22 protein-coding genes, 1 other RNA gene and 1 pseudogene are annotated in these 21,143 nt (G+C 56.8%); 6 read left to right on the top strand and 18 right to left on the bottom strand.

What is annotated here, in order from left to right; all coding sequences use genetic code 11:
* Positions 1 to 51: 51 nt before the first annotated feature.
* Both V1572_RS07905 and V1572_RS07900 read right to left on the bottom strand, forming a co-directional pair.
* Positions 52 to 1,122, bottom strand: a complete 1,071-nt coding sequence (locus V1572_RS07905) for a LacI family DNA-binding transcriptional regulator (RefSeq protein WP_048225904.1) — start codon at positions 1,120 to 1,122, stop codon at positions 52 to 54.
* A gap of 78 nt (positions 1,123 to 1,200) precedes the next feature.
* Positions 1,201 to 1,812, bottom strand: coding sequence for a YitT family protein (locus V1572_RS07900; protein ID WP_262811589.1), 612 nt, complete (start codon positions 1,810 to 1,812; stop codon positions 1,201 to 1,203).
* A gap of 86 nt (positions 1,813 to 1,898) precedes the next feature.
* On the opposite strand from V1572_RS07900, the gene V1572_RS07895 reads away from it, so the two are divergent.
* Positions 1,899 to 3,320 carry a PLP-dependent aminotransferase family protein gene (locus V1572_RS07895; RefSeq protein ID WP_395299844.1) on the top strand — a complete coding sequence of 474 codons (1,422 nt, stop codon included), beginning with the start codon at positions 1,899 to 1,901 and terminating at the stop codon, positions 3,318 to 3,320.
* A gap of 83 nt (positions 3,321 to 3,403) precedes the next feature.
* Here the strand turns inward: V1572_RS07895 and V1572_RS07890 are convergent, their stop codons facing one another.
* The 3 genes from V1572_RS07890 to ffs form a co-directional block, all read right to left on the bottom strand.
* Positions 3,404 to 3,619, bottom strand: a complete 216-nt coding sequence (locus V1572_RS07890; protein WP_008503298.1) for a hypothetical protein — start codon at positions 3,617 to 3,619, stop codon at positions 3,404 to 3,406.
* Positions 3,616 to 3,867: a hypothetical protein gene (locus tag V1572_RS07885; protein WP_023310587.1), complete on the bottom strand. Its 252-nt coding sequence runs from the start codon at positions 3,865 to 3,867 to the stop codon at positions 3,616 to 3,618. The genes V1572_RS07890 and V1572_RS07885 overlap by 4 nt, the downstream gene beginning before the upstream one ends.
* Before the next feature lie 262 nt (positions 3,868 to 4,129).
* Positions 4,130 to 4,226: signal recognition particle sRNA small type (gene ffs, locus V1572_RS07880), an RNA gene on the bottom strand.
* 84 nt (positions 4,227 to 4,310) lie between these two features.
* On the opposite strand from ffs, the pseudogene V1572_RS07875 reads away from it, so the two are divergent.
* Positions 4,311 to 4,708: pseudogene (locus V1572_RS07875) on the top strand (MGMT family protein).
* 30 nt (positions 4,709 to 4,738) lie between these two features.
* On the opposite strand, the gene V1572_RS07870 reads toward V1572_RS07875, so the two are convergent.
* A complete protein-coding gene (locus tag V1572_RS07870) occupies positions 4,739 to 5,266 on the bottom strand; it encodes a YbaY family lipoprotein (RefSeq protein ID WP_045909766.1) in 528 nt (175 codons plus the stop codon).
* Positions 5,267 to 5,469: 203 nt separating this feature from the next.
* Between V1572_RS07870 and tesB the strand changes: the two genes are divergently transcribed.
* Complete coding sequence (tesB, locus tag V1572_RS07865; protein WP_023293157.1) at positions 5,470 to 6,330, top strand: acyl-CoA thioesterase II; 861 nt, start codon at positions 5,470 to 5,472, stop codon at positions 6,328 to 6,330.
* A 95-nt stretch (positions 6,331 to 6,425) separates the two neighbouring features.
* On the opposite strand, the gene amtB is transcribed toward tesB, so the two are convergent.
* The 5 genes from amtB to V1572_RS07840 form a co-directional block, all read right to left on the bottom strand.
* Positions 6,426 to 7,715: an ammonium transporter AmtB gene (gene amtB / locus V1572_RS07860; RefSeq protein ID WP_395299843.1), complete on the bottom strand. Its 1,290-nt coding sequence runs from the start codon at positions 7,713 to 7,715 to the stop codon at positions 6,426 to 6,428.
* Between the two features lie 35 nt (positions 7,716 to 7,750).
* Positions 7,751 to 8,089, bottom strand: a complete 339-nt coding sequence (gene glnK / locus V1572_RS07855) for a P-II family nitrogen regulator (protein ID WP_008503304.1) — start codon at positions 8,087 to 8,089, stop codon at positions 7,751 to 7,753.
* A 220-nt stretch (positions 8,090 to 8,309) separates the two neighbouring features.
* A complete protein-coding gene (locus V1572_RS07850) occupies positions 8,310 to 10,091 on the bottom strand; it encodes a SmdB family multidrug efflux ABC transporter permease/ATP-binding protein (protein WP_395299842.1) in 1,782 nt (593 codons plus the stop codon).
* Positions 10,084 to 11,856 carry a SmdA family multidrug ABC transporter permease/ATP-binding protein gene (locus V1572_RS07845; RefSeq protein ID WP_048030097.1) on the bottom strand — a complete coding sequence of 591 codons (1,773 nt, stop codon included), beginning with the start codon at positions 11,854 to 11,856 and terminating at the stop codon, positions 10,084 to 10,086. Before V1572_RS07845 ends, V1572_RS07850 begins: the two co-directional genes overlap by 8 nt.
* A 30-nt stretch (positions 11,857 to 11,886) precedes the next feature.
* The gene (locus V1572_RS07840) at positions 11,887 to 12,345 is read right to left on the bottom strand and encodes an Lrp/AsnC family transcriptional regulator (RefSeq protein WP_008503307.1); all 459 of its coding nucleotides are present in this window, start codon (positions 12,343 to 12,345) and stop codon (positions 11,887 to 11,889) included.
* 115 nt (positions 12,346 to 12,460) lie between these two features.
* On the opposite strand from V1572_RS07840, the gene V1572_RS07835 reads away from it, so the two are divergent.
* Positions 12,461 to 13,507 carry a PLP-dependent cysteine synthase family protein gene (locus V1572_RS07835; protein ID WP_047074524.1) on the top strand — a complete coding sequence of 349 codons (1,047 nt, stop codon included), beginning with the start codon at positions 12,461 to 12,463 and terminating at the stop codon, positions 13,505 to 13,507.
* A gap of 42 nt (positions 13,508 to 13,549) precedes the next feature.
* Here the strand turns inward: V1572_RS07835 and cof are convergent, their stop codons facing one another.
* A complete protein-coding gene (gene cof / locus V1572_RS07830) occupies positions 13,550 to 14,368 on the bottom strand; it encodes an HMP-PP phosphatase (protein WP_104949256.1) in 819 nt (272 codons plus the stop codon).
* Between the two features lie 101 nt (positions 14,369 to 14,469).
* Here cof and V1572_RS07825 point away from each other — a divergent pair, with 101 nt between their 5' ends.
* Together V1572_RS07825 and queC are read left to right on the top strand one after the other, a co-directional pair.
* Positions 14,470 to 16,170: an SgrR family transcriptional regulator gene (locus tag V1572_RS07825; protein ID WP_262796868.1), complete on the top strand. Its 1,701-nt coding sequence runs from the start codon at positions 14,470 to 14,472 to the stop codon at positions 16,168 to 16,170.
* 66 nt (positions 16,171 to 16,236) lie between these two features.
* A complete protein-coding gene (queC, locus tag V1572_RS07820) occupies positions 16,237 to 16,932 on the top strand; it encodes a 7-cyano-7-deazaguanine synthase QueC (RefSeq protein WP_008503311.1) in 696 nt (231 codons plus the stop codon).
* A gap of 2 nt (positions 16,933 to 16,934) precedes the next feature.
* On the opposite strand, the gene V1572_RS07815 is transcribed toward queC, so the two are convergent.
* From V1572_RS07815 to hupB, 6 genes are all read right to left on the bottom strand, one after another.
* Positions 16,935 to 17,264: an addiction module antidote protein gene (locus tag V1572_RS07815; protein ID WP_028012165.1), complete on the bottom strand. Its 330-nt coding sequence runs from the start codon at positions 17,262 to 17,264 to the stop codon at positions 16,935 to 16,937.
* Positions 17,251 to 17,604, bottom strand: a complete 354-nt coding sequence (locus V1572_RS07810) for a type II toxin-antitoxin system RelE/ParE family toxin (RefSeq protein ID WP_069720235.1) — start codon at positions 17,602 to 17,604, stop codon at positions 17,251 to 17,253. Before V1572_RS07810 ends, V1572_RS07815 begins: the two co-directional genes overlap by 14 nt.
* Positions 17,605 to 17,651: 47 nt before the next feature.
* Complete coding sequence (locus V1572_RS07805; RefSeq protein ID WP_262796867.1) at positions 17,652 to 18,050, bottom strand: YbgC/FadM family acyl-CoA thioesterase; 399 nt, start codon at positions 18,048 to 18,050, stop codon at positions 17,652 to 17,654.
* Between the two features lie 99 nt (positions 18,051 to 18,149).
* The gene (locus V1572_RS07800) at positions 18,150 to 18,530 is read right to left on the bottom strand and encodes a helix-hairpin-helix domain-containing protein (protein ID WP_048030094.1); all 381 of its coding nucleotides are present in this window, start codon (positions 18,528 to 18,530) and stop codon (positions 18,150 to 18,152) included.
* Between the two features lie 148 nt (positions 18,531 to 18,678).
* The gene (gene ppiD / locus V1572_RS07795; protein ID WP_045909777.1) at positions 18,679 to 20,550 is read right to left on the bottom strand and encodes a peptidylprolyl isomerase; all 1,872 of its coding nucleotides are present in this window, start codon (positions 20,548 to 20,550) and stop codon (positions 18,679 to 18,681) included.
* 212 nt (positions 20,551 to 20,762) lie between these two features.
* The gene (gene hupB, locus V1572_RS07790; protein WP_002444653.1) at positions 20,763 to 21,035 is read right to left on the bottom strand and encodes a nucleoid-associated protein HU-beta; all 273 of its coding nucleotides are present in this window, start codon (positions 21,033 to 21,035) and stop codon (positions 20,763 to 20,765) included.
* Positions 21,036 to 21,143 lie beyond the last annotated feature (108 nt).

The raw sequence follows: 21,143 nt of genomic DNA, 5'->3' as shown, positions 1-21,143 counted from the left end.
CTGCGACGGTAAAGCGTTCGATCGCAGGGTAGCGAGTCCGATCACAAAGTTTTATTTGCGGGCAAGCTGCTCGGCCAGCAAGGCAAGGCTTCTGAGCTGCTGCGCCAGCTCCTCGCGTTCGGCCTGCAGTGGCGTGCGGCGCGCGCTGGAATGCCGGGTAACCAGCGCCACCGGCAGCTGAACCTGCCAGCACGTCTCGCCTTCGGTGGGGGCCAGCAGCCACTCCACGCTGCGCTCGCCAGCCTCGCGAAATGCCTGGCGAATGGTCGTCAGCGGCGGGGAAAACCAGGCGCTGTCAGCCGTATCGTCGAACCCGACCACCGACATCTGACCTGGAATCGCGATCCCCTTTTCAGCACAGGCGCGCATCACTCCGAGCGCCATTTGATCGTTCGCCACCAGAATGGCATCCGGCACTGCGCTACCCGACAGCAGCACATGCCCTTTCTCATAACCGCTGGCCGCGCTCCAGTCTCCATAAGCCACCGCAGCGGCGTCATGCCCCGCGCGGGCCAGAGCCGCTTTCCATCCTGCCAGGCGCGCCCGAGCAGAGACCGAGCTTTCCGGCCCGCTCAGCAGGGCAATATGCTGATGCCCCAGCGAAAGCAGGTGCTCAACGCCCAGATGCGCCCCCTGCCCGGCGTTAAACACGAGGCTGTTTACCTGTGCTGAAGGCGAGACATCAAGGAACAGCACCGGAACAGGTGATGCCAGCGCCCTGAGCGCTTCGGCGTCAGGATCGTCGAGCGGCACATTCACCAGCAGCGCGTCCACCCGCTGCGCCAGTAGCGCCTGAAGTGCGGCCTGACACTGCTGCGGTTGCTCGACCATGGAGATAAGGACGCTCGCCCCTTTTTCGGCCGCACGTGATTTTACCGCCGACACAATTTGCGAGGGCGCATGCAGGGCCAGATCGGTGGTGATGAGTCCCAGCGTGCGGGTGCGTTTACCCGCCAGCTGCTGTGCCCGCAGGTTAGGCACGTAGTGCAGCTCCGCCATCGCCTGCTGCACCTTTTCCCGCGTGCGGGCAGAGACATGCTCCGCGTCGTTAATGACGCGAGAGACGGTCTGATAAGAAACCCCCGCAAGGAGGGCGACATCATAGAGAGTGATCGCTTTCATGCATTGTGGCATCGCGTGAGTCATGGCCCATTATTGTGGCACAGCGACGCCGTTAAAACATGTGAGCGCTTCGCAAAATTAGGCAACCCGCTCCGGCTGCGCGATTTCAGCAACGCGCGGCTTCTGACGGAACCAGGGCAGACAGAGCTGGATAAGTGGGCCAATGGTCAGGGCATACACGACCGTTCCCACCCCAAACGTGCCGCCAAGCACGCACCCAATCAGCAGGACGGACACCTCAATGGAGGTGCGCACGCTGCGAATGGACCACCCCAGCCGGGCATGAATGCCGGTCATCAGGCCGTCGCGCGGACCAGGCCCAAAACCTGCGCCAATGTACATGCTGGTCGCAATCGCGTTCATCACGATACCCGACACCAGGAAAGCGATGCGAACAGGTAACGAATCCAGTTCCGGAATAAGCGCCATGCTGGCGTCCGCCGCCAGACCGATACAAATCACGTTGCTGATGGTGCCCAGGCCCGGCATCTGGCGCAGGGGGATCCACAGCAGCAGCACCGCAGCACCGGTTAAAATGATCACCGTCCCGATGGTCATCCCCAGCTGTATCCCCACCCCAAGGTGAAAAACATCCCAGGGATCGACACCCAAATCGGAACGAATAAACATCGCGGTGGACAGGCCATACAGTCCTAAACCGACATAGAGTTGTAGCAGACGACGTACCATTTTTATCTTCTCCAGTGAACCAGGCTTTCATCCTGACCTAAAATGGCACTATGATTAATGTCCAGTTTTGAAATAGTGGACTGCACATGTCGTCACGTCGCTTCGGAAGCCAGTCTCTGGTACGCCTTTTAGGCCACTGGCAGCAAACCTCATCCCGTACGCCGCTCTGGCGACAGCTGGCCGATGCGCTGCGCCTGTTAATTCTTGATGGACGTCTGGCACTGAATACACGGCTACCGGGAGAGCGCGAGCTGGCCACGGCGCTGGACGTAAGCCGGACCACCATCAGCAGCGCCCTCGCCCATCTGCGCGAGGAGGGATATCTTGAGAGCCGCCACGGCAGCGGGTCACGCGTGATCCTCCCGGATACGCGCGCCGTTCCCACGCTTTCCGCGGCGAGTGCTGCACTGGATCTCTCCACTGCCGCCCTCAATGCCGGGCCGGAGATCCACCAGGCGTATACCCATGCGCTCACGGCCATTACGCAGCACCTCTCGCTGACGGGCTACGATCAGCTAGGACTGCCAACGCTGCGGGAGGCCATCGCTGCGCGTTATACCGCGCGGGGCCTTCCCACCCGCGCGGACGAAGTGATGGTGGTCAATGGCGCCGTCAGCGGCTTCGCGCTGGTCCTGCGGATGATGACCGGGCCCGGGGATCGCGTCGTGGTCGATCACCCCACCTATCCGCTGGCGATTGCCGCCATTCAGGGCGCGCAGTGTCGGCCCGTGGGGGTGTCGCTGCCGGAAACGGGCTGGGATACGGATGGCTTTGCCGCCACGCTTGCCCAAACCGCGCCGCGCCTGGCGTACCTGATGCCTGATTTTCATAACCCCACCGGGCGCTGTATGGATATCGCGACGCGCCAGGCCATTACCGATATTGCTGCGCAAACCCGTACGGCGCTGGTGGTGGATGAAACGATGGTGGATCTCTGGTTTGACGCCCCTCCTCCGCCTCCGCTGGCCTCCTTTAACCCGCAGGCCACCGTCATCACCTTAGGCTCCGCCGGAAAAAGTTTCTGGGGCGGGCTGCGTCTCGGCTGGATCCGCGCCTCCTCGCGCACGATCGCCACGCTTGCCCAGACGCGCGATACCCTCGATTTAGGTTCACCGCTGCTGGAACAGCTGGCGGCGCTGTGGCTCATCAACAACAGCGAGACGTTTCTCCCCGCCCGCCGCAAAATGCTGGCGGAGCGACGCGATCGATGCGGTGAATTGCTGCGTGAACATTTCCCGGACTGGAAATTCCATGAAGCGGAAGGCGGGCTCTCTTACTGGATCGAGCTACCGGGCATGCTGGCGACACAGCTTGCCGCGCGGGCTGAGATTCTGGGGATTAATCTGGGAACCGGTACGCGGTTTGGCTTATCGGGCGCGTTTGACCGCTATTTGCGGATGCCCTTCTCGCTCGAACCAACAGAGCTTGAACAGGCGCTGCTGAGGATTAAACCGTTATGGCTCGCCCTGAATAAAAACGTGCCAGCCGTTAAACGCAGCGTGATTTAATATTAAAAGTTTGAAGCCGATCATAAAAAAATAAAAACTGCTGACTGTCACGGATACAGTCAGCAGTTTTCACCCATCCGGAATTAATGCTGAGCAGGAATAGGAAAACCTTTCAGTGAAATAACGAAGTTTTCACCGTCTTTCTTTATTTTTGCGCCAGTATCACACCAGTCAGACGCAATACGAAAGAACTCATCACTTCCGACATTCCAGCCAAGACGTACATGCTTCACGTAGCCTGAACGCAACAGATCGCAGGCCTCTTTGTAGTCACTGGCAGTTGACAGTTGTTGTTTCATTTTCTCTTCTTCAGAAGTTTACGTAGAGCCTTGATTTCTTTAGGAGTAAATGGAGAAACACTCTCTTCTTCCGTATGCTGATTATCAATATCCTCTTCCGATACTCCCGCCTCTTCTACTGCTTCGAACGCCAGCAGCAGCAGTTTCTCTGTCGTCACGCTTAAGTTCTCGTTATTCACTTCCGCATAGTGGCGAAGCCTTTCTTTTAGCGCGTCATCAATCTTAACGTTTAATACCGCTGTAGCCATGTTTGTCACTTCCCTTCGGAATAAGTACTTTATTTAATACACGAAGTTAACAATGTTATCCAGATATATATTTTTTTGAGTTATGCCAGAAAATAGACGGCCAATGATAAAATGCCCGACTATTATTACAGGTTTATGACAATAATATTTCAGCGCGATGAAATATATATTACACGATATAGGCATAATATTATTGTGGGATAGCCGTCAAAAGTGAGAGGTGAAAGCAGGAAGATTTTATGAGGGCAGAAATGGGTGGGGGCCCTGCCAGCTACATCCCGGCACACACGTCGTCTGCCCTGGCTGCTTCCTTCCGGACCTGACCTGGTGAACAGAGTAGCGTTGCGGGAGAACCAACAGAGCCCCCATTGAGAGCGTTGATAACCAACGCGCTGGCGCATTATCCCTGTGCGAAGGCCCAATTGCAAGCCGCCAGGAACCGGATGCTGGTTTCTTGCGCAAACAGGCGCAGCAATCATGACGATCTTCGTTTACCATGGCTCTCCAGAAACTCCCCACAGGTGAAGGTATGGACGAGCACGACTCCTTTCCACAGCGCGTATGGCAAATCGTGGCTTCAATCCCGGAGGGCTATGTCACCACCTATGGTGATGTCGCGCGCCTGGCCGGTTCCCCGCGCGCGGCGCGACAGGTTGGAGGCGTCCTGAAACGGCTGCCGGAAGGCAGTACGCTGCCCTGGCATCGGGTGGTGAACCGTCATGGCGTCATCTCACTCACCGGGCCGGATCTCCAGCGTCAGCGTCAGGCGTTACTTTCAGAGGGGGTGCAGGTGTCAGGGTCGGGTCAGATCGATTTGCAGAAGTACCGATGGGTGTATTAACCCCCCTCCCGAAGGAGAGGGGGATACCCATTACATCTGAGTGGGTGGGGTTGGCAGGGACGGCTGATTGGTCTGCGGTGCGATCGGCACTTCGGTCTGCTGCACAGGCACCAGGTTCAGGTCGATTTTGGTCCCACCGTTGTTAATCGCTTCCTGGACCGTATCGGTGATAAACACCAGCTTACCGTTGATGGTGACCGCTGCGCTCAGCAGAATACGGGCATTAGGCTGCACGTCCGACGGGTTATACGGCAACACGAAGCTAAACGGCGCCTGCTTGCCTTCAGTACGGACGGCACGCTGAGCCACGACTTTCGACGGCGCGTCGGCCAGGGAAGCATCAGACAGCGTCACCGTTAATACCGCATCCGGCGGCAACGCAACTTTCTGTTTAATCCAGATGGTACCGGAAACGTTAGGCTGCTGAATGGACTGCTGCGAAAGGGTATTAATCCCGTTCGGGTCAGCTGCTGGCACTGGCACCTGGGCGCTCTTACCGGCACAGGCGGACAACGCCACCGCAATCGCTACACCACTTAGCATAGGCACGAGTTTCATTGAAGTCTCCTTATCATCAATGCACCAGCGGGATCGATCCCATCCGATGTCGTTTCAATCACATAACGTAGTTAAGTGTGGCACAACTCACTGATTAATGCCTGAAATCATCCCGATATTCAGATTATTCTACCCATCGGACCACTTTCATTTCTGCGTTATACTCTGCCTATCTTTCGCTACGGCGTTTATTGAGGACAACTATGAGTCAGGCACTGAACAATCTGCTGACATTACTGAATCTGGAAAAAATTGAGGAAGGACTCTTTCGCGGACAGAGCGAAGATTTAGGCTTACGCCAGGTCTTCGGTGGGCAAGTCGTTGGACAAGCGCTGTACGCTGCAAAGGAGACTGTCCCGGCAGACCGTCTGGTGCATTCATTCCACAGCTACTTCTTACGCCCCGGCGATAGCGCGAAACCCATCGTGTATGACGTTGAAGTTCTGCGAGACGGCAACAGCTTCAGCGCGCGCCGCGTCGCGGCCATTCAGAACGGTAAGCCAATCTTTTACATGACCGCCTCCTTCCAGGCGCCAGAGCCGGGTTATGAGCATCAGAAAGTCATGCCCCCTGCCCCCTCACCGGACGATCTCAAATCGGAAACGGATATCGCTCGCGCCCTGGCGCATCTGCTGCCGCCGCAGGTCAAAGAGAAGTTTCTCTGCGATAAGCCGCTTGAGATCCGCCCCGTCGAATTCCACAACCCAATGAAGGGCCACACCGCCGAGCCAAAGCGCCAGGTGTGGATCCGCGCCAACGGCACCGTGCCGGAAGATTTCCGCGTCCATCAGTATCTGCTGGGCTATGCGTCTGACTTCAACTTCCTGCCGGTGGCGCTGCAGCCGCACGGCGTCGGCTTCCTCGAAAAAGGGATGCAGGTCGCGACGATCGATCACTCGATGTGGTTCCACCGTCCCTTCAACATGAATGAGTGGCTGCTCTACAGCGTGGAGAGTACGTCGGCATCCAGCGCCCGCGGGTTTGTGCGTGGGGAGTTTTATACTCAGGACGGCGTGCTGGTCGCTTCAACGGTGCAGGAAGGGGTGATGCGTAACAGAGGTTGATGTAAAAAGCCCGGTGGCGCGACGCTTACCGGGCCTACGTTTTGTGCTGTTGTAGGCCGGGTAAGGCGAAGCCGCCACCCGGCAAGACACTCAGATCATGCGTTATACGCATTCTCGCCGTGGCTGTTCACATCCAGACCTTCGCGTTCCTGCTCTTCCGGTACGCGCAGACCAACCGTCATATCCGCCAGCTTGTAGCCGATGAACGCGACAACCGCAGACCACACCACGGTGATAGCAATACTTTCCAGCTGCACCAGCACCTGATGAACCATGGTGACGCCTTCTGCATAGCCCACACCACCGAGCGATTTCGCCGCGAAGATACCGGTCATGATACAGCCGACAATCCCGCACACGCCGTGAACGCCAAATACATCGCAAGGGTCATCCACGCGCAGCAGACGTTTCAGTGCGGTCACGCCCCACAGACCCGCCAGACCGGACACCAGGCCGACCAGCAGCGCGCCGCCTACGCCGACATAACCACACGCAGGCGTAATACCGACCAGACCCGCAATCGCCCCCGAGCAGGCACCCAGCAGGGAAGGTTTACCGCGCACCGCCCACTCGCCAAATACCCAGGAGAGGATTGCACCCGCCGTGGCCACCACGGTGTTCACGAAGGCCAGTGCGGCAATTTCGTTCGCGGCACTGGCTGAGCCGGCGTTGAAGCCAAACCAGCCAAAGTAGAGGATCGCGGTACCGGTAAAGACCATCGGCAGGTTGTGCGGTTTGAACGCCTCTTTACCGAAGCCCACGCGTTTGCCAATCAGGTATGCGCCCACCAGACCCGCGACCGCGGCGTTAATGTGAACAACGGTACCGCCCGCGAAGTCCAGTGCACCGTGCGTCGCCAGCAGACCGCCACCCCATACCATGTGCGCAATCGGCACATAGGAGAGCGTCAGCCAGACCACCACGAAGATCAGGACCGCAGAGAAACGAATACGCTCGGCGAGCGCGCCCACAATCAGCCCGACGGTAATGCAGGCGAAGGAGCCCTGGAACGCCACGTGAATATACTGATAGAAGCTGCCCATCAGCGCGGTCAGTTCAATGTTTTTCAGCATCACCCAGTCGAAGTTACCAAAGAACGCGTTGCCCGTGCCGAACGCCAGCGAGTAACCGTAAACCACCCACAGCACGCAGACCAGTGCGAACGTCACGGCAACCTGCGTCAGCATGGAGAGAACGTTTTTGCCACGGATCAGGCCGCCGTAGAACAGCGCAATGCCCGGAATGGACATGAACAGCACCAGCGCGGTGCTGATCACCATAAAGGCGTTATCGGCTTTGTCGGCCACCGCTGGGGCAGCAGCCAGCGCCAGGCCCGGCAGCAGCGCCAGCGAACCCAGACCCGTTTTAAGTGTTGCTATCTTCATTTTCTCGATCCCTATCACTGTGTGCCAGGCGTTAATTACAGAGCCGCTTCGTCAGATTCGCCGGTACGGATGCGAATGACGCGCTGCAGTTCGGCAACGAAAATTTTGCCGTCGCCAATTTTGCCGGTGTAGGCCGCTTTGCTAATGACATCAATGACTTCATCAAGCTGATCGTCAGCAATCGCGACATCAATTTTTACTTTTGGCAGAAAGTTAACGCTGTATTCCGCCCCGCGATAAAGCTCGGCATGACCCTTCTGACGACCAAAGCCTTTCACTTCGGTGACAGTCAGTCCCTGAATACCCATTGAAGACAATGCTTCACGCACGTCTTCGAGTTTGAATGGTTTGATTACAACCGTAACCAGCTTCATAGATCCCCTCCAGTCAGAATTCGGTAATGGCCGCAGCTTACGCGGAAGGTATTGCAAGGGATGTGCCAGAAATGAAAACGGGAGGGAATCGCGGTGCGATGTGCGTTACACGGTCCTGATAAATGAACCGGTGAAAAAAAACGCACCATGCCGGTGCAGGGTGCGTTTCAGTTTTGCACCAACAGGAATGACTGTTAGCGCGGCGCCTCATTTTAGTGCATCAGGCGCTAAGCGACTCTTCATCACGCGCGCTGGCGGCCAGCTCTTCGCCCGCCAGCTGTAGCTGGTACATCTGCCAGTAGCGCCCTTTTGCTTCCAGCAGCTCGCGGTGCGTACCGCGCTCCACGGCCTGTCCGCGATGCAGCACCAGAATAGTGTCCGCGTCGACGATGGTGGAAAGACGGTGGGCAATCACCACCAGCGTCGTATGGTCGTGTACGGCGGCCAGCGCCTGCTGAATCGCCTGCTCGGTACCGGAATCTATGCTGGCCGTAGCTTCGTCAAGAATCAGCACCTGCGGCGTTTCAATCAGGACGCGCGCCAGCGCCAGGAGCTGTTTTTGCCCCACGGAAAGATTGTTGCCCTGCTCGCCCAGCTTCGTGTTGATCCCGTCGCTGAACCCGCGCGCCAGCTCTGCCAGCTGCACCGTTTCCAGTACTGCCCAAACCTGCTCCTCCGAATAGTCCCGTCCCAGGGTTACGTTGGCAAAGAAGGTATCGGCCAGTACGACCGGATCCTGCTGCACCATCGCAACGCCTTTGCGTAACACCGTGTGGCTAAGAGACGCGAGCGGGCGCCCGTCGAGGCGGATTTCGCCTTGCGTGACCGGGTAGTAGCCCATCAACAGGCTGGCGAGCGTGCTTTTACCGCTGCCGGTATGACCCACCAGCGCGACGAAACCGCGCGACGGAACGTCAAGCGTGATGTCCTGCAACACCAGACGGTCTTCACGATAGGCAAACGAGACGTTATCAAAGGCGATAGTCCCGCTTTGCAGAGGTCGCTCATCATTGCCGTAGGCCTGACGCGGCCTGTCCATCAGCTCAAAGACGCGCTCACCGGCGACGACCGCCTGTTGCAGCATCGATTGCTGCGTAGTGAGCTCGATCAGCGGCTCGTTGAGGCGTCCCAGATAGCTAATAAAAGCGTACAGCACGCCCACCTCAATCGTACCGTTTGAGCTCAGGCCAAAGAGCATCAGCAGCCCACACAGCACCAGCGCTGAGAACAGGCTCAGCAGCGGTCGCAGCAGGAAACCGTCCAGGCGCAGCGTCTGCATACGCGCCATATAGTGCGAACGGCTGGCTTCGCCCATGCGCTCGCCAAAGCGCGCCTGCTGGCGGAACTGCTGGATGACGCTCATGCCGTTAATCACTTCGTTGAAGCCATCGTTGATGTCGGCCAGATAGGCGCGAACCCGACGCACAATCGGCGTGCTGTAACGCTGGTAAATCACCATGACGATCAGCACCGCCGGGAAGATAGTGATCGCCACCAGCGCCATGCGCCAGTCGAGGCTGAACATCGCCACCAGCATCGCGCCAATCAGCGCCGCGCTGCGTAATACCGTCGCGACTACGGTGACGTACAGATCGCGGATCACCTCGGTATCGTTGGTTACGCGCGAAATCACCTGCCCGACCGGCTGGATATCAAACTCGCTGAGCGGCTGGCGAAGCGCCGCGTCCATGACATCGGTACGCAGCTGCTGAACGACGCCCACGGCGGCCCGGTTAAACAGCAGCGACTGAGCATAATGCAATCCTGCCGCCGTCAGCTGTAAGCCAACGTAGGCCACGCCTAACCCCGCCACTAGCCCGAGCGGCAGGTAGCTTTTGGCGACCATATTATCGATGAAGTAGCTGATGAGCAGCGGACCGCTCACTTCGGCAATCGCCGCAATCCAGAGTAAAAGCACAGCAACGGAGAGCGGTTTACGCCACGGCGAGCCGTAGGCCAGCAGACGTTTGAGCGTCGGCCACATCGTTCCGAGCTTACGCATTGGCGGCCTCCTCATCCTGCTCCGGCGCATCGTCAAGCGCCGCTTCAAGCTGTTGATAGCGGTACATATCGCGATACCAGCCCGGCTGCTCGGCCAGCGCGTCATGCTGCCCGCGCTGGGCAATATGGCCGTGCTGCAATACCAGAATTTCGCTGGCTTCGGTAAGCGCTGACAAACGGTGGGCACTGATGATTATCGTGCGTCCGTCACCCCACTGGCGCAGGTTATGCAGGATCTGATGCTCGGTACGGCCATCCACGGCGGAGAGCGCATCATCCAGGATCAGGATTTCCGCATTCAGCAGCAGCGCGCGGGCAATGGAGATACGCTGTTTTTGCCCGCCGGACAGCATGACGCCGCGTTCCCCGACTTCGGTGTCGTAGCCCTGCGGCAGGCGCAAAATGTCATCATGTACGCTGGCTAAACGCGCCACATGCTCGATCTCTTCCTGCGTTGCTGCCGGGCACCCAAGCGCGATGTTGTTCGCCACGGTGTCAGAAAAAAGAAACGGCGTCTGGCTGACAACCGCCAGGCGACCACGCCACTCATCCAGCAGCAGGCTGGTGAGCGGAATATCATGGAAGCGAATATCACCCTGCGTGACGTCAAAGTGGCGCTGGAGCAGCGACAGCACGGTACTTTTACCGGATCCCGTCGGGCCACAGATGCCCAGCATCTGGCCGGGCTGCAGCGTAAAGCTGACGTTCTCCAGCACCGGATGCTCCGTATGCGGATAGACAAACTTGCGGACGTCGACATGCATGACGCCGCGCCCTTCCGGTACGGCTTCGCTACCGTCGATGACCACCGGCGCTTCGGCCAGCATGGCGCGAATGCGGCTATAGGCGGCACTGCCGCGCTCCACAATGTTAAACATCCAGGCCAGCGCCAGCATCGGCCAGATCATCAGCCCCAGATACATGGCAAAGCTGGTCAATTGCCCCAGGGTGAGCGTGCCCTGTACCACCATCCAGCTGCCGCCGCCAATGGCCAGCAGGTTTGCCATACCGATTGCGATATAGATCGTCGGGTCAAAGCGAGCGTCAATACGCGCGACGCGCATGTTCTTCGCTCCCGTGTCCGCGGCATCGGCCGCAAACAGCGCTGATTGCCGGTCCTCCAGGCCAAACGCCTTGATCATGCGGATGCTGGTCATGCTCTCCTGGGTGCGATCGTTCAGCGACGAAAACGCCGCCTGCGCCAGCTTGAAGCGCTCGTGCAATTGTTCGCCATAGCGATTGATCGCCAGCGCCATGAGCGGCATCGGCAGCAGGGCCAGCAGGGTCAACTGCCAGCTGATCTGCGTGGACATGACGATCAGCACCGCACAGCCCATCACCAGCGAGTCCACCAGCGTCAACACCCCTTCCCCGGCGGCAAAGACCACGCGGTCAACGTCGTTAGTGGCGCGCGCGATAAGATCCCCGGTGCGGTGGCGCAGATAGAATTCGGGATGCTGTCGGCTCAGCTGGTGATAAAAATCTTCGCGCAGCTCAACGGCCAGCTGATAGGACGCACCAAACAGCAGCACGCGCCAGACGTAGCGCAGCAGATAAACAATGACCGCCGTCAGCACCAGCGTGCCAACCCACATCAACACCCGTGCGGTGGTGTAATGCTGTTCGGTGACGCCATCCACGACGTAGCCCACCACTTTCGGCGGGATCAGCTGCAGGATGGCAATGATAATAAGCAGGGCGACTGCACCGAGGTAGCGTTGCCACTCCCGACGAAAGTACCAGCTTAATTGGGCAAATAATCGCACGCGGTTTGTTCCTGAAGGTATTTTACGAAGTTATTCAATAGGTAATGCTGTGGTGTATTTAATCTGTTCCATGGCGAAGCTTGAGGTGACGTCCGATAACCCCGGCACGCTGTTCACCAGCCGCTTGTAGAAGTCATCATAGCGCTTCATGTCGGCCACCTGGACGCGCATCAGGTAATCGTACTCGCCGGCCATGCGCCAGAAACCGAGCACTTCGGGCATCTCAGACACCTGGGTGACGAAGCGGCAATACCACTCGCTGCTGTGATGCTGGGTTTTTATCAGCACAAATGCCGTCAACCCAAGCCCCAGTTTTTCGGGATCTAACAGCGCGACGCGCCCCAGAAGAATGCCGTCATCTTCCAGCTTCTTAAGACGCTTCCAGCACGGGGTGGTGGTCAGATTAACGGCATCTGCCAGCGCCTGCAAAGAGAGGGTACAGTCACTTTGCAGCAATGAAAGGAGCTTGCGGTCAATTTTATCTAGCATACCCACCTCACAGAGAAAATTTTTCTCCCTTCATTCTATTTTAAAGGCCAGATAGCAACAATTTTTTCTGTGCTTTTCGCTATGCTAGGCACAAAATGACAAACGGATAACGACGATGAATAGCACCTGGGTTAAACATGCGATCAGCGAAATCAATGCCGACTATCAGCGCTCGGCGGATACGCACCTGATTCGCCTTTCCCTGCCGGGATTTGACGGCATTCAGCTCTATCTGAAAGATGAAAGCACCCATCCTACCGGCAGCCTGAAGCATCGCCTGGCGCGCTCGCTGTTTTTATACGGTTTATGTAACGGCTGGATTAAAGAAGGCACCACCATCATTGAATCCTCTTCCGGTTCAACGGCGGTATCCGAAGCCTATTTCGCCCGCCTGCTGGGTCTGCCGTTTATCGCGGTGATGCCCTCCTGCACCGCAAAACGCAAAATCGAGCAGATCGAATTTTACGGCGGTCGCTGCCACTTTGTGGAAAGCGCCTGCGAAATTTACGCCGCCTCCGAAATGCTGGCCCGTGAGCTGAACGGCCACTATATGGACCAGTTCACCTTCGCCGAGCGCGCGACGGACTGGCGCGGGAATAACAACATTGCCGACAGTATCTTCCGCCAGATGACCCACGAACCGCACCCGGTTCCGTCGTACATTGTCATGAGCGCCGGTACCGGCGGCACGTCAGCCACGATCGGACGCTACATCCGCTGTCAGGGCTACGATACCCAGCTGATGGTGGTTGACCCGCAGAACTCCGTGTTCCTCGACTACTGGCAAAACCGCGATGCTGGCCTGCGCAGCCCGGTAGGCAGCAAAATTGAAGGCATTGGCCGTCCGCGCGTCGAGCCCTCTTTCATCCCCGACGTGGTGGACGAGATGATGCGCGTGCCGGATGCCGCCAGCGTGGCCACCGCTCACTGGCTGGAAACTCAACTGGGCCGCAAAGTGGGTGCCTCGACGGGCACCAATATGTGGGGCGCGCTACAGCTTGCCGCACGCATGCGCGAAGCGGGCCGCAGCGGTTCCATCGTCACGCTGCTGTGCGACAGCGGCGAGCGTTACCTTGATACCTACTACAATGCGGAGTGGGTGCAGGCCAACATTGGTGACATCGCCCCCTGGAAAGCGCAGATTGCGCAGCTGCTGAAATAAAAAAAAAGCCAGACCGAAGTCTGGCTTGCTGGAAGGGTCTCACTATTCGGGGGAATATGGGAGGTTGTTATTGTCCAGCCAATGCGTCAAAAAATGGGACACCGCTTCATTACGGCAGTGACCAATAACCGGCAGATGAGGAAGTTCTGCTTTCAGCTGCGCCATCGCATTCCCCATGATCAGACCGCGACCTACGCTACCCAGCATTTCGCGGTCGTTCATGGCGTCGCCGAACGCCATACACTCCTGCAGCGTTAATCCCAGGTGGTCGCTCAGCACCGCCAGAGCGGAACCTTTGTTACAGCCCACCGGCAGCACTTCCAGGCAATCCACCGCCGAGAAGGTCAGGTGTGCCCGGTCACCCAGCGCCTCATTCAGTTGAATCCGTAAGCGACAGAGATCGTCGTGATCGCCGCAGAAGCAGATCTTGGTCACCGCATGGGCGGGGATCCGACGAAGATCGATAAGCTGATATGTAAAACCGCTATACACATGCGCGTGCAATAATTCCGGGATGTCGCTTCCGGTAAACCAGCCGCGATCGTTAAAGACGTGGACGCTGGCCTGCGTGTCCCAGGTACTGTGCAGCACGATGTCCGCCACTTCCGGGTTGAGATCCTGTCGGTGCAGCACATCGCCTTCTACGGAGTGAATTCGCGTCCCGTTGCCGGTGATCAGAAAGGCGTCGAGGGAAAACGCGCCCAGCAGGTGGCGCATCTCCAGCACATGGCGGCCAGTGGCAAACGTCAGGGTGACATTACGCTCGTGCAGACGCTTCAGCGTGTTCAGGGTTTTCTCCCCTAAACGGTGATCCGGCATTAACAGCGTACCGTCCATATCAAATGCAGCGAGCCGAGCCATGATTACTCCCGAAATGTGATGCGGTTAACTTGTGCAACAGTATCGTGTGAGATATACGGAAGTAATAGTGAAAAGATGATAATTATTGTTCCGGGTTTAGCATGCGCCAGCTCAATCGACTTAACCAGTATCACCGGCTCTGGCAGCCTTCCGAGGGTGCAACGCAACAGGTCACCATCAGCGAGCTGGCCGCCCGCTGTTTTTGCAGCGAGCGGCATGTCCGAACGCTGCTGCGTCAGGCGCAGGATGCGGGCTGGCTGAGCTGGCGAGCGCAGTCCGGCCGCGGTAAACGGGGTGAACTGACGTTCCATGTCGCGCCTGAATCTCTGCGCAATACCATGATGGAGGAGGCGCTGAGGCGGGGAGAACAGCACAACGTGCTTGAGCTGGCCCAGCTCGCCCCCGACGCATTGCGATCATTGCTGCATCCCTTTTTAGGCGGGCAGTGGCAAAACGATACGCCAACGCTGCGCATCCCCTATTACCGCTCGCTGGATCCGCTTCATCCGGGTTTTTTACCCGGTCGGGCGGAACAGCATCTGGCAGGACAGATCTTTTCCGGACTGACGCGCTTTCACGGCAACAGCAGTGAACCGACTGGCGACCTTGCCCATCACTGGGAGGTGTCGGCGGACGGTTTGCGCTGGCATTTTTATATTCGTTCCACCTTACACTGGCATAACGGCGATAAGGTCGAAACCGGACAGCTTCAGCAAAGCCTGAATGCGCTTTTTGCCTTACCCGCCCTGCGGAAACTGTTCCAGAGCGTCCTGCGCATTGACGTCACCCACCCTCAGTGTCTGACGTTCACGCTGCACCAGCCGGACTACTGGCTGGCACACCGCCTGGCCACCTACTGTAGCCGGCTTGCACATCCCGAACAGCCCATGACGGGCTGCGGCCCCTTCAGGCTAAGCGTATATGAGCCCGATCTTGTCCGTCTGGAAAGCCACGAGCAGTACCATCTCAGCCACCCGCTGCTTAAGGCTATCGAATATTGGATCACACCGACGCTGTTTGACTATGGGCTGGGTACCAGCTGTCGCCATCCGGTGCAGATCGCCATTGGCGAGCCGGATGAACTTGAAAGCCTGCGCCTGGTGACGAACAGTACCAGTCTTGGCTTTTGCTATCTCACCCTGAAGCAAAGCCCGCGGCTGAGTGAAATGCAGGCACGACGGCTCATCAACATCATTCATCTCTCATCGCTTCTGCATACGCTGCCGCTCAACGAGGGGCTGATTACCCCAACAGAGGAGCTACTGCCCGGATGGGCGATCCCTCAGTGGTCGGATCTGGCACATGTCCCCCTGCCGGAGACCTTAACCCTGATTTACCATTTGCCAGTTGAGTTGCACACGATGGCGCGTCAGCTAAAACAGTACCTTGCACAGCAGGGCTGCGAGCTAACGGTTATCTTTCACGACGCAAAAACCTGGGACGGATGCCAGCAACTGGCGGACGCGGATCTCATGATGGGTGACAGGCTGATTGGCGAAGCGCCGGAATATACGCTTGAGCAGTGGCTACGCTGTGATGCCCTCTGGCCACACCTGCTGAGCGCGCCGCAATATGCCCATCTGCAGGCCACGCTGGATGCGGTACAGACTCAGTCCGATGAGCAGGCCAGACATGCCGGGCTCAGGGCCATTTTCTCCGGACTCATGGAAAAGGCGGTGATCACCCCACTGTTCAATTATCAATACCAGATCAGCGCCCCGCCGGGTGTCAACGGCATACGCCTCAACACCCGCGGCTGGTTTGACTTTACCGAAGCCTGGCTGCCCGCCCCCAAAGCGTGAAGAAGCTGGTCGCCGTCGTGGTCAGACGGTAACATAACGTTTTTACCGTAACAGTCGAGATGATTTATGAAACGTGCCGTCGTCGTGTTCAGCGGAGGACAAGATTCTACTACCTGCCTGGTTCAGGCTCTTCATCAGTACGATGAAGTTCACTGTGTGACTTTCGATTATGGTCAGCGTCATCGCGCTGAGATCGACGTTGCCCGTGAACTGGCCCTGAAACTGGGGGCACGCGCGCACAAGGTGCTGGACGTTACGCTGTTAAATGAACTGGCCGTGAGTAGCCTCACCCGGGACAGTATTCCCGTCCCGGACTACGAACCCGATGCCAGCGGCATTCCGAATACCTTCGTGCCGGGCCGTAATATCCTCTTCCTGACCCTGACGGCGATCTACGCCTACCAGGTGAAAGCCGAAGCGGTGATCACGGGCGTGTGTGAAACAGATTTCTCCGGCTACCCGGACTGTCGTGATGAGTTCGTGAAGGCGTTAAACCACGCCGTCAATCTGGGGATGGCGAAAGAGACGCGCTTTGAAACCCCGCTGATGTGGCTGGATAAAGCCGAAACCTGGGCGCTGGCGGACTACTGGGGCAAGCTGGACCTGGTTCGCAGCGAAACCCTCACCTGCTATAACGGCATCAAAGGCGACGGTTGCGGCCAGTGCGCCGCCTGTAATCTGCGCGCGAATGGGCTGAACCACTATCTGGCCGATAAAGCCGGCGTGATGGCCGCGATGCAGAAAAAAACCGGGCTTAAATAGGGCTACTTAACCGTGCTGTCGAACAGTTTCACGCCGGCAGCACGGGTGACTTTCATCAGCGTTGTCAGCGTTGGGTTGCCGTTGTCTGATAAGGTTCGGTATAGCTGCTGACGAGACAGGCCTGATTTAGCAGAAATTTCTCCGATGCCACCTCGTGCTTCGATAACCTGGCGGAGTGCAATGAGATAGGCAGGGATCCCCTGGTCTTCATAGATTTCTTCCAGGGCTGTTTGCAAATAACGCTGAGCGTAGGAAGGATTCTCTCGTAGCATTTTCACAACAGCATCATGATGGCTAACAGAACTCGAATATTTTCGTTCAGTGGCGCTCATTCGATTGTCCTTTTATTTGATGATCTTTCCAGTAATCTATTGCCAGTTTGATATCCGCTTTTTGGCTCTTTTTGTCACCACCGATAAGTAACAATAAAACCTGCCGATTCTCTACTGCAAAATAGATTCTGTAGCCGGGGCCACTGTCGACTCGCATCTCCCAAACACCTTCCCTGAGGTATCTGTAATCGCCAAAATTACGTTTTATTGCGCGGTTGATCCGCATAAGGATCCGGAAAACTGTATCCGGATCCCTTCGATTCATTCTGGCTACCCACTCCTCAAACGGCACTTTCCCGTCACGGGTCCGGTAACGTTCAACAACGTAGTCCCTGTCCATTATTCTATCCCTGAAAAACCCTTTTGTCTTTTATAAAAGACAAAATCCTACGCGATCATCATCTCCAGCTTTTCGCGCAATTCCCCTTCTAGCGGCAGCGCTTTCTGCGTTTTCAGATCGATACAGACAAAAGTAATCAGCGCATCAGCGACCACCTGCCCTTCGGGATCGAGCGTCACCACCTGGCTTAACACGCCGCTTTTGCCATTGATCTGCTGCACCTGGCTGGTCACCGTGAGTACATCGCCCAGCACGGCCGGACGACGGTAGTTGATGTTGATATTGACGACCACGAACGCGATGTTGTGCGCGGTCAGCCACTGAAAGCTTTCGCTGTTTTCCAGCCCGTCCCAGCGCGCTTCCTCAAGAAACTCCAGGTAGCGGGCATTGTTCACATGCTGGTAAACGTCGAGGTGAAAACCGCGTACTTTAATTTTTGTCTGCATAGCGCAATAGCCTTTACTGTTATTGTAGGATGAGAGGTCATAACTGGTATGACCTCTTTATCCTGGCAAATTTTTGCCGCAGTGCAAGAAATTGCGTGATTACAACGTCAGGTGTGAGAGATTGCGCTCAACCAGCGCGCTCCCCATGCCCGGAACCTGTTTGAGATCGTCGACCGTTTTGAAAGGACCATACTCTTCACGATAGCTGACGATAGCCTGCGCTTTTTTCAGTCCGACGCCATTCATCACGCGGGCGAGATCCTCGGCAGAGGCTGAATTGATGCTGACCCGCGTACCATCATCGTCCGCATTTTTACCGGCTTCGGTCGCTTTAGTCTGCCCTTGCGCCGGCGTCGCTGCGTCGGATTTGCTCTGTGTCGTCTGTTGTTTGGCGGCAGGCGTCGCCGCCAGCGCCCCCGCGCTCATCCCGGTGGTGGCAATAGCCAGTGTAATTAACAGTGCTTTGATTCCACATTTCATGCTGTTATCTCCTTGTTTGTTGACAGCCCCGTCACGATAGCCGCCCGAGAAAACCGGCACAAACAGCAGAGTGCAGAAATGGAAAAGGCCGCGAAAGCGGCCTTTAGTTATTGCAGAGCGTTACGAAAATCTGCGAGCAGATACGTAATTATTGCTGCTGAGTGATGATGTCGCCCAGCTTAATTTTGGCATCTTTACGCAGGTTGCTCATCATGGCTTCAAAGGCAATCTGAGCATTGTTCTGGGTAATCCCCTGGACCATCGCCTTCTTCTGCGCGTCTGGCAGGGTACCGGCTTTCACTTCATCCAGCGCCAGCAGAACGACGTTACCCTGCGCATCGGTGGTAGTACCGAAGCTTGGCTTGTCCTTCGCAGGCAGAGTCAGGCCAAACGCGGCCTGGCTGATTGGATCCTGACCGGTACGGCTCAGCGTTTTCGCCTCACCGAAGCTCAGGCCAGCCGCTTTCAGCGCATCCTCTTTACCCGCTTTCAGATCGGCCAGAATCTTCTCAGCATCCAGCTTCGCCTGCTGTTCCGCTTTGTTGTGCTTAACCTGAGCGACGACCTGATCCTTCACTTCCGCCAGCGGTTTGACCGCTTCTGGCTTGTGCTCGCTGACGCGCAGCACAAACGCACGATCGCCATCGACGGTAATGATGTCAGAGTTACTGCCCGGCGTGCCGTTCTCGCCGACCAGACCACCGTTGAAGATGGCATCTGAAACCGGTTTGAAGTTCAGCTCTTCCGGCAGGTTGTCACGGCCAAACCAGCCCGTCTCAACCGCTTTCACCCCAGCCGCCTGCTCGGCACCCGCCAGAGATTCGTTGTCGTTGCTGGCAGCATCGCTCACCTTCTGCTGCAGTGCATAGTAGGCATCCAGCGCTTTTTCCTGTTTCACTTTCGCCGCGATATCGTCGCGAACCTCAGCCAGCGGCTTGGTTTTCGCCGCGGTGATGTCGTCCAGACGCACGACCAGGAAACCTACGGAAGATTTAATGACGCCAGACAACTGGCCTTTCTCTTTCAGGCCGGCATTTTTCAGCTCGTCCGGCGTGGTCGCGTCTTCCAGCCAGCCCATATCGCCGCCGTTTTTCGCCGAGATAATGTCGGTGGATTTCGCTTTCGCGACAGTCGCGAAATCAGCGCCTTTGTTCAGCTCATCCAGTACCGCTTTGGCATCCGCCTCGGTTTTGGTCTGAATCACGCTGTAGCGGTTACGCTGCGGCTGTGTGAACTGATCCTGATGCTGGTCATAGTAAGACTGGATTTCCGCGTCAGACGCGGTTTCCTGCAGCGCGGCAGCATCCAGCTTGATGTAGCTCACACGGAACTGCTCTGGAGAAACAAAGGTATTCTTGTTCTGCTCGTAATAAGCGTTAACGTCAGCGTCGCTCACCTGCTGTTTCGCGGCAAGGGCGTTCACATCAATGGTCGCTTCACGTACAACGCGCTGCTGTGCCACCAGCGCGGCCAGTTCATCCGTTTCACCTTTGAGCATGAAATCAGTGCCAACAACGGCATTGATGAGCTGCTGAGTGGTCAGCTGGTTACGCAGCGCCTGCGCGTACTGATCGGCCGTCATCCCCATCTGGTTAACGATGCTGTTGTAACGCGCGTTGTCGAATTTACCGTTAGACTGGAAGGCTTGCGTGGAGAAAATGGCTTTTTTCACCTGCTCATCGCTGATGCCAAGGCCCAGTTTTTTGGCATACTGATCCAGCAGCGCTTCGTCGATAAGACGGTTCAGAGTCTGTTGGCGCAGGGTTTTCATGTACCCTTCGTTCGCTGCCAGTTCAGAGAATTGGTCGCCCAGCTGTTGCTGCATACGGTTACGTTCACCGGCAAAAGCATTCTCGAACTGACCGCGGCTGATCTCCTGGCCATTCACTTTTGCGGCATAGTTCGCGCCACCGCCAATAAGGTAACTGCTCACGCCGGTCAATATGAACGACACGATAATGATACCGAAAATAATCTTGAGCACGAGACTGTTAGCAGCCGTGCGTAAGCTGTCCATCATGGTGTAACAACACTCCGCTGTAGGTGACTGGTTACCTGACGCTGACGGAAAATCCTGCCCGTCGCGCGTAAAGTCGTATTGTGACAAGAAAACGGGGCGATTGTCAGCCCACAACTCGCATAAACTCGCACAAATCAGGTCTGGACAAACAAAAAAGGCACATCAAACGATGCGCCCTTGTACTATCCGGCTTCCCTGAAACGGGAAAGCAATCAGTTTACTGCGTCTTTCAGCGCTTTACCTGCACGGAAACCCGGCACTTTAGCGGCAGCAATGGTGATCTCTTTACCGGTCTGAGGGTTGCGGCCAGTACGGGCAGCACGCTCTTTAACAGCAAAAGTACCGAAGCCTACCAGTGCAACGTCGTCCCCAGCCTGCAGAGATTCAGTAACAGAAGCAATTAATGCATCTAACGCACGTCCAGCTGCAGCTTTAGAAATATCAGCACCAGCAGCAATTTTGTCAATCAGTTGAGATTTATTCACTGTTCTCTTCCTCTCTTTATAATTTATATCGCGCCTGAATCCTTCACAACGCGACCGCGCAGCAGTTATATCAGGCCTGCCATGACCTTACAACACCCGTTGTTGATG

Origin of the sequence: Enterobacter quasiroggenkampii, from assembly GCF_043972695.1 — a bacterium.
In the GTDB taxonomy this organism is placed as follows: domain Bacteria; phylum Pseudomonadota; class Gammaproteobacteria; order Enterobacterales; family Enterobacteriaceae; genus Enterobacter; species Enterobacter quasiroggenkampii.
The sequence above is the reverse complement of the archived record's forward strand: the minus strand, read 5'-3'. Positions and strand labels throughout refer to the sequence as shown.

Bases quoted from the DNA above. Each gene is read 5' to 3' on its own strand.
- V1572_RS07850 (WP_395299842.1), bottom strand. From the start codon at position 10,091: ATGCGTAAGCTCGGAACGATGTGGCCGACGCTCAAACGTCTGCTGGCC.
- V1572_RS07870 (WP_045909766.1), bottom strand. From the start codon at position 5,266: ATGAAACTCGTGCCTATGCTAAGTGGTGTAGCGATTGCGGTGGCGTTG.
- tesB (WP_023293157.1), top strand. From the start codon at position 5,470: ATGAGTCAGGCACTGAACAATCTGCTGACATTACTGAATCTGGAAAAA.
- V1572_RS07825 (WP_262796868.1), top strand. From the start codon at position 14,470: ATGCGCCAGCTCAATCGACTTAACCAGTATCACCGGCTCTGGCAGCCT.
- V1572_RS07815 (WP_028012165.1), bottom strand. From the start codon at position 17,264: ATGAGCGCCACTGAACGAAAATATTCGAGTTCTGTTAGCCATCATGAT.
- queC (WP_008503311.1), top strand. From the start codon at position 16,237: ATGAAACGTGCCGTCGTCGTGTTCAGCGGAGGACAAGATTCTACTACC.
- V1572_RS07840 (WP_008503307.1), bottom strand. From the start codon at position 12,345: ATGCTAGATAAAATTGACCGCAAGCTCCTTTCATTGCTGCAAAGTGAC.
- V1572_RS07905 (WP_048225904.1), bottom strand. From the start codon at position 1,122: ATGAAAGCGATCACTCTCTATGATGTCGCCCTCCTTGCGGGGGTTTCT.
- V1572_RS07895 (WP_395299844.1), top strand. From the start codon at position 1,899: ATGTCGTCACGTCGCTTCGGAAGCCAGTCTCTGGTACGCCTTTTAGGC.
- amtB (WP_395299843.1), bottom strand. From the start codon at position 7,715: ATGAAGATAGCAACACTTAAAACGGGTCTGGGTTCGCTGGCGCTGCTG.
- V1572_RS07885 (WP_023310587.1), bottom strand. From the start codon at position 3,867: ATGGCTACAGCGGTATTAAACGTTAAGATTGATGACGCGCTAAAAGAA.
- V1572_RS07890 (WP_008503298.1), bottom strand. From the start codon at position 3,619: ATGAAACAACAACTGTCAACTGCCAGTGACTACAAAGAGGCCTGCGAT.
- V1572_RS07805 (WP_262796867.1), bottom strand. From the start codon at position 18,050: ATGCAGACAAAAATTAAAGTACGCGGTTTTCACCTCGACGTTTACCAG.
- V1572_RS07800 (WP_048030094.1), bottom strand. From the start codon at position 18,530: ATGAAATGTGGAATCAAAGCACTGTTAATTACACTGGCTATTGCCACC.
- ppiD (WP_045909777.1), bottom strand. From the start codon at position 20,550: ATGATGGACAGCTTACGCACGGCTGCTAACAGTCTCGTGCTCAAGATT.
- V1572_RS07810 (WP_069720235.1), bottom strand. From the start codon at position 17,604: ATGGACAGGGACTACGTTGTTGAACGTTACCGGACCCGTGACGGGAAA.
- V1572_RS07900 (WP_262811589.1), bottom strand. From the start codon at position 1,812: ATGGTACGTCGTCTGCTACAACTCTATGTCGGTTTAGGACTGTATGGC.
- V1572_RS07835 (WP_047074524.1), top strand. From the start codon at position 12,461: ATGAATAGCACCTGGGTTAAACATGCGATCAGCGAAATCAATGCCGAC.
- cof (WP_104949256.1), bottom strand. From the start codon at position 14,368: ATGGCTCGGCTCGCTGCATTTGATATGGACGGTACGCTGTTAATGCCG.
- glnK (WP_008503304.1), bottom strand. From the start codon at position 8,089: ATGAAGCTGGTTACGGTTGTAATCAAACCATTCAAACTCGAAGACGTG.